This window comes from Winogradskyella sp. 4-2091 (assembly GCF_045765065.1).
Taxonomy (GTDB): Bacteria; Bacteroidota; Bacteroidia; order Flavobacteriales; family Flavobacteriaceae; genus Winogradskyella.
Genome location: NZ_JBJKOD010000004.1, coordinates 348,461 through 354,775 on the forward strand (window position 1 = coordinate 348,461; position 6,315 = coordinate 354,775).

Sequence of the window (6,315 nt, forward strand, 5' to 3'; positions counted from 1 at the left end):
CAATTTTGTTTACTTTATGATTGTTAAATGGTCATTGAAAACAAAGCTGTTTCTGGCCTTTTTCGTTGTAAACGCAAATCAAATGCCATACAAATATTTCTTATAAACGGTTTTCCTTTTTCTGTAATGGTTACTTTTTTTGTTTCAAATTGAAGGAGATTATCTTTTTCAAATTCTTTTAATTTAACCAACACTTCTGGTAATTCTTTAAATGATAATTCAGCATTTTCCCAAGACGTGCTAAAGTTGCACATTAGATTTAGGATGTGTTTTCTAATCACTAGGTCTTCAGAATTAAGAATATGACCTTTAACCACAGGTATTATATTTTCTTCGAGCAAATGGTAATAGTCTTCAATAGATTTTACATTTTGAGCAAACCCATACCAACTATCACTTATTGCAGACACTCCCAAGCCAATCATAGCTTGAGTTTTAGAAGCAGTATAGCCCATAAAATTTCTATGTAACGTTTTATACTCCATAGCTTTAAACAGAGAATCACTTTCTAAGGCAAAATGATCCATTCCTATTTCTATATAACCCACAGCTTCTAATAGTTTTTTACCAGTTTCATACTGCTGTCTTTTAGATGCCGCAGAGGGTAAATCGCTATCACTAAAACCTCGTTGACCATTTCCTTTTATCCATGGCACATGCGCATAACTATAAAATGCCAAACGATCTGGCTTTAATGTTCTCGTTTTTTTAATGGTTTCTATAACATCTACTTCAGTTTGAAATGGTAAGCCAAAAATTATATCGTGCCCAATAGATGTATAACCTATTTTTCTTGCTAATTCTGTAACCTGTTTTACGTTTTTAAAAGGTTGAACACGATGAATTGCTTTCTGTACCTTTAAATTATAATCTTGTACACCAAAACTAACACGTCTAAATCCTAAATTAAATAAGGTTTGTAAATGGGCTTCTGTAGTATTGTTAGGATGACCTTCAAAACTAAACTCGTAATCTTCTGCCAATTTTGAAGTTTTTAATAATTCTGTAATTAAAAACTTTAGATTTTCAGGCGAAAAAAATGTTGGTGTGCCACCACCAAGATGTAATTCTTTAATCTTAGGCTTTTCATCTAATAATTCACAATACAAACTCCATTCCTTTAAAACGGCTTTTAAATATGGAGATTCTACATTGTGTTGTTTTGTAATTCTTTTATGGCAACCACAAAACGTGCATAGACTCTCACAAAACGGCAAATGGATATAAAGGCTTAAACCTTCAGATGTGTTACTTTCTACAAAAGCACGTTTTAGTGTTGTTTTCCATTGTGATAATGAAAAAGAATTAAGCTCCCAATATGGAACTGTTGGGTAACTCGTATATCGAGGACCAGCGACATTATATTTATTTATTAACACTTGACTCATACCAAAAATCTACGGTTCAAAATTAGTAGAATGTATTATTTTAAAATATGATTTTTATCATGTGAACATTAAATGAAATTACATTTAGGCTATGGTTAATTACAATTATCTCCTTAACTTTACTAAAAAAAATCTGATAATATGAAACGTATAAAACTCTTATCATTCCTAGCCATTTTTACTTTAGTATTAACCTCTTGTAAAGAAGAAAAAAAGGAAGCGGAACCAACTACGGTAGAAAACACAGTTAACTATGTTGTAAAACCAGCAGCAACATCTGTAAAATGGACGGCTTATAAAACAACAGAAAAAGTTCCGGTAGGTGGAGAATTCGCAACCCTAAATTTTGATGAAAAATCTGGTGCGACACCACAAGAAGCATTGAATGATTTAGAATTTTCAATTCCTATTAGTAGTTTGTTTACTAAAGATGATTCTAGAGACGAGAAATTAAAAGCTTCATTTTTTGGTGCAATGCTAAACACCGAATTGTTGAAAGGAAAAATTATTTATCTTGATGATAAAGCTAAGGCTCAAATTACCATGAACGGTGTAACTGCAGATTTACCTTTAAAAATTTCTATTACTGACGAAAGACGTGTAAGCCTTAAAGGCACAATGAACTTAAAAGATTGGAACGCTTTAGATGCATTAGCTTCTTTAAATAAAGTTTGCTATGAATTACATAAAGGTGCAGATGGTGTTAGTAAAACTTGGGAAGATGTAGCTATTGAAGTGAATACTTACCTTCGTGAAAATTAAAATAGTACAAAAATAAATTAGTTGTACCTTTAACATCTTATAACCAATTAACTCTTAAGTTTAGAATAATTGCGGTGAATAACTTCCCCTTATCTGCATTGTGTTCTAAGATAATATTCTTATGGCCGATTTAGATATTTTAGTAAATCAATTTCAGAACAAAAACCAAGTTGCATTTAAAAAGCTTTATGGTATGTATAGTAAAAGTATACATGGTGTCGTTTACAATATTGTAAAAGATGCAGATATTGCAGATGAACTGATGCAAGATGTTTTTATAAAAGCATGGCACAAAGCAGACACCTATTCTTCTAAGAAAGGACGTTTTTTTACTTGGATCTTAAATATAGCGCGTAATGCAGCGATTGACAAAACACGATCAAAAGCGTTTAAACAGTCTAAACAAAACCTAAACGCAGATTATTTCGTAGATATAATAGCAGGTCATGAAAATTTAGATGACAGCACAGATGCCATCGGTATTAAAAAATTTGTAACCCAATTAGGCGAAAAGTGTAAAGCAGTAATTGAACTCCTATATTTTAAAGGATTTACACAAAAGGAAGCCTCAGAAGAATTACAAATGCCTTTAGGCACTGTAAAAACACGAAACCGAAACTGTATACAACAGTTAAGAGATATGGTATTGTAATATGGATATTAAAGCATACATAGAATCAGGTATTTTAGAGCTTTACGTAGCTGGTCAACTTTCTGAACAAGAAAATCAAGACATCTATGATTTATTGCATCAACATCCTGAGTTATTGCAAGAAGTTTTAGAAATAGAAAGTGCGGTAGTAAAATTAACTGCAGCAGTATCTCCACATGCTATAGATTTTGATTCGTTTAAAGGAAAATTAGGCCTCACAGATACTAAAGTAGTAGATCTAAAACCTAAGAAACCAAATTGGATGTCTTACACAGGTTGGGCAGCCTCTATTTTATTAGCAGGTGGTTTATTATGGACTCTAAACCAGAAAACAGAATTAGAATTACAACTGCAAACTGCGGAAACCGATAAGCTGTACTTAGAAACACAAATAGAAGATGCAAGAACAGATTTGGCAGCCACCAAAAACCTATTGGACGTTATAAGAGATAAAGATATCATTGCTGTACCACTTGGTGGACAAGGCGATTATGCCACTAGTTTTGCAAAAGTATACTGGAATAAAGCAGATAACACTATCTATGTAGATGCAGAAGGTTTACCAAATGCACCACAAGGAAAAGTATGGCAAGTTTGGTCTCTAACCTTAAATCCATTAACACCAACTAGTTTAGGTACAATTGACGATTTTAACACAGACGATAATAAGATATTTACCATAGCTAATGCTAACGAGAGCCAAGCTTTTGGTATAACACTAGAGCCAGAAGGTGGAAGTGAATCGCCAACAATGGATCAACTATATACACTTGGTGTTATTGACGCAACACCCTAAAATTGAGTTTTTTAAACGATTACTAAAGCCTATTCTTTAAATAGAATAGGCTTTTTTATATCTTTATTGTACCGTTTTTTCAACTTGTTATGATAAAGTCCATTACGTTAGCCTCATTTACACATAACGCTAAAATGTGTATTGCCATAAAGTTTCCTTATGATTTTGAAACAAAAGAATATATCAAGAAATTTCGAGGCGTATATTGGACAAAAACGCATCGTACCTTTTACATTTATTATGACGAGGTACGACTAGAAGACCTTAAAACTCATCTTAGAGAAGCAGATTTGCTAATTAATGAATCTGATAATAACAAAAACATCCCAAGATATAGTAAAGGAGATATTGTAACGCTAAAACCTTTAAATAAAGAAAAGACTATTATTTATCGTCACTACCTAGAATTTTTAAAAGGAAAACGATTTAGTACGAGTACCATCGCTTGCTACAGTAAATTTATATTAGAATTTTTAAGATTTACAGAACAGAAACCTGTAAATGAATTAAATGAAAACGACGTTAGAGATTATATACAGTGGGCTGTATCCTCCTTAAATTATGCAGTAAGTACTCATAGACAAATGGTAAGTGGTTTTAAACATTTCGCCTATTTCTACCCAGCATGTTCTATAAATACGGATCGTATTTATATGCCGAAAAAGGATTTAAAATTACCCGTAATTTTAAGCATTGATGAAGTATTGTCTATTTTACAAGTCACAAAAAACTTAAAACATCGAGTGGTCATTGCATTGATCTACTCTTCTGGTTTAAGAATTAGTGAGATAATAAATTTAAAACTCAGAAATTTTGATTTCAACAGAAAGCAACTTCATATACAGAACGCTAAAGGGCGAAAAGACAGATATGCTACTTTAGCAGAAAGCATCTTTCCGCTAATTAAGAATTATTATAACACATACAAACCAAAGGAGTATTTTATTGAAAATCCAAAAGGTGGTAATTATAGCCCACAATCCATAAGAGCCTTTTTAAAAAAGAGTTTGAAATTGGCAGGTATAACAAAACAAGTAACACCACATAGTTTAAGGCACAGTTATGCCACGCATATGTTAGAGCAAGGCATTGGCATAAGGCACATACAGGAATTGTTAGGTCATAGCAGGCCTGAAACCACAATGATATATACACAAGTAACAAGAAAAGATTTAGAACAAGTAAAAAGCCCTTTAGACATTGCAGTAAATAAATTATATTTACAGGATAACGACAACAAAAATCTTTTCATATCCTGAATTAATTCCGGGATATCGACAATAAAAATTTTTATATAAGGAGTTGTGTACAATTAAAAACCCGAACTTGAAAAAATCATTTGAATTAGAATTTAACTGGAAAGATTACTTCATAGTATCTGAAAATTTTGTGCGACAAAAAGAACATTCTGAAATAGAATTCAAAGAAAGTTTTCATAGTCCAAAACATAAAGACAAAAAATTACATAAATGGATTGCAAGTTTTGCCAACGCAAACGGAGGGTTAATTATTTACGGTGTAAAAAACAATGGAGAATTAGTCGGATTAAAAAATGACAAGCTTCAAAATTTTGACAATAAAGATTTATCTCAAGAACTTCTCGACTATTTTGCGCCAGAAATAGAATTCGAATTATTTATTAAAAAAATAAATGAATTCAAAATTGGTTTCTTATACATTCATAAATCCAAAAACAAACCTGTTGTAGCAATTAAAACTGCGAATAATAACATTCAAGAGAGTGATATCTTTTATCGTTATCCAGGTCAAAGCAGACGAATTTCATATGGCGATTTACGAAACATAATCGAAGAAAAGCAAAAAGAATTAAATGATAATTGGCTCAAACTAATTAATAATGTTGCTACCATAGGAGTAGAAAATATTGGTCTTCTAAATATTGTGAACGGAGAACTTATAGGCTCTCAAAACAAATTATTAATTCCAGAGGAGCTATTAAAAAAGGTTACATTTATAAACGAGGGGAAATTTGTAGAAAAAGATGGAGCACCAGCTCTAAAACTTATTGGAGACGTTCAACCAATTGATAGTAATAAAATAATTCAACTTGTCGAAAACAAATATCATATTATAACCCATTTTGAGCTATTTAATTCGTTTTTTGAACAGCAATTAGATACTGATAGTGCAAAAGAATTTTTAAGACGGGTTATGCACGAAAATACTGCTTACTATCCTATTTACTTTTATATTTCTAAATCAACCTTGAACCAAACAAAAATAGCCGAATTACTTAATAATGAAGTTGGTAATAAAGTTGAGGATATCAAAAATAGATTTAGGCTCGAAAAAAATAATTCTTCCAAATTTAAAATTGGGAATATAACAACAGGTTCTGAAGCTGCAAAAAAAATAACAAAAGCAATTAAAGAACTAAAAGAAAATAAAACAATAGATTTCAAATCAATAGACACAAGAGAATTAAGATATTATATCCAAGCAATCACTCATTTAAAAGAAAATGAGATAAATAAAACTTACATAATGGGTGTTTTAAAAGATGTCTATGATAATTGTTTTAATCAGTCAAGTACTACTAAATCATTCATTCGAAAAGCTATTTGTCATATAGATTTAATACTATTTGGAAAAAACTTTTATGAATCAAAATAACTGTACACAACAACGTGTATAATTCATTGCTAGTACTCGCCTACTTACGAAAATCCTCGCGGATTTTCTATTCGGTTTGTATT

At 31.2% G+C, this 6,315-nt stretch carries 6 protein-coding genes; 5 read left to right on the forward strand and 1 reads right to left on the reverse strand.

Translation table 11 applies throughout. The features are described from left to right. Positions 1–23: 23 nt before the first annotated feature. Entirely contained in the window at positions 24–1,388 is a 1,365-nt protein-coding gene (hemN, locus tag ACJBCC_RS07740; protein ID WP_407556853.1) for an oxygen-independent coproporphyrinogen III oxidase, read from the reverse strand. A 141-nt stretch (positions 1,389–1,529) separates the two neighbouring features. Here hemN and ACJBCC_RS07745 point away from each other — a divergent pair, with 141 nt between their 5' ends. From ACJBCC_RS07745 to ACJBCC_RS07765, 5 genes are all read left to right on the forward strand, one after another. Then, positions 1,530–2,150, forward strand: a complete 621-nt coding sequence (locus ACJBCC_RS07745) for a YceI family protein (protein WP_299100623.1) — start codon at positions 1,530–1,532, stop codon at positions 2,148–2,150. Positions 2,151–2,271: 121 nt separating this feature from the next. Continuing rightward, positions 2,272–2,802 carry an RNA polymerase sigma factor gene (locus tag ACJBCC_RS07750; protein ID WP_299100621.1) on the forward strand — a complete coding sequence of 177 codons (531 nt, stop codon included), beginning with the start codon at positions 2,272–2,274 and terminating at the stop codon, positions 2,800–2,802. 1 nt (position 2,803) lies between these two features. Then, positions 2,804–3,598, forward strand: coding sequence for an anti-sigma factor domain-containing protein (locus tag ACJBCC_RS07755; RefSeq protein WP_407556854.1), 795 nt, complete (start codon positions 2,804–2,806; stop codon positions 3,596–3,598). Between the two features lie 89 nt (positions 3,599–3,687). Beyond that, positions 3,688–4,857 (forward strand): tyrosine-type recombinase/integrase, encoded by a 1,170-nt coding sequence (locus ACJBCC_RS07760; protein ID WP_407556855.1) that lies wholly within the window; start codon positions 3,688–3,690, stop codon positions 4,855–4,857. A 67-nt stretch (positions 4,858–4,924) separates the two neighbouring features. Further along, entirely contained in the window at positions 4,925–6,232 is a 1,308-nt protein-coding gene (locus ACJBCC_RS07765; RefSeq protein ID WP_407556856.1) for a helix-turn-helix domain-containing protein, read from the forward strand. The last annotated feature ends 83 nt before the right edge of the window (positions 6,233–6,315 follow it).

Excerpts from the sequence above, each read along its gene's own strand:
- hemN (WP_407556853.1), bottom strand. The coding sequence starts at position 1,388 with ATGAGTCAAGTGTTAATAAATAAATATAATGTCGCTGGTCCTCGATAT.
- ACJBCC_RS07745 (WP_299100623.1), top strand. The coding sequence starts at position 1,530 with ATGAAACGTATAAAACTCTTATCATTCCTAGCCATTTTTACTTTAGTA.
- ACJBCC_RS07750 (WP_299100621.1), top strand. The coding sequence starts at position 2,272 with ATGGCCGATTTAGATATTTTAGTAAATCAATTTCAGAACAAAAACCAA.
- ACJBCC_RS07755 (WP_407556854.1), top strand. The coding sequence starts at position 2,804 with ATGGATATTAAAGCATACATAGAATCAGGTATTTTAGAGCTTTACGTA.
- ACJBCC_RS07760 (WP_407556855.1), top strand. The coding sequence starts at position 3,688 with ATGATAAAGTCCATTACGTTAGCCTCATTTACACATAACGCTAAAATG.